The following is a 260-nucleotide window of genomic DNA, read 5'->3' as shown; positions in this document are numbered from 1 at the left end:
CAGGCGGAACAGGGGCGTATCGACGAGGCGGTGGCCACGCTCGACGACACGGCGGCGCGGCTGGCCGCGTCCCCCTATGCGATCAACGCCGAGCTACAGGCCGCATCGATGCTGGCGCTGGCGGGGCGTTATGCGGAGGCGTCGCCGCATTTCGACCGCGCCGAGCGTGCGTTTGCGACGGTCGCGAAGCGCGCGCAGGTCGTGCCAGGCGCGATGGTGCAGTTCGACACGGTGCGCGCCTGCGTGCTGCACGGGCTGGG

The 260-nt window shown here is 72.3% G+C and carries 1 protein-coding gene; it reads left to right on the top strand.

Annotated features, from left to right (window positions below; genetic code table 11):
• Positions 1 to 260, top strand: a 260-nt coding sequence (locus CVH10_RS26155) for a hypothetical protein (protein WP_181244662.1), incomplete at both ends; no start/stop codon positions are given.

The sequence above is a fragment of the Halomonas sp. ND22Bw genome (assembly GCF_003011945.1).
Taxonomy (GTDB): Bacteria; Pseudomonadota; Gammaproteobacteria; order Pseudomonadales; family Halomonadaceae; genus Halomonas; species Halomonas halophila.
This window is presented reverse-complemented; position numbering and strand designations above follow the sequence as displayed.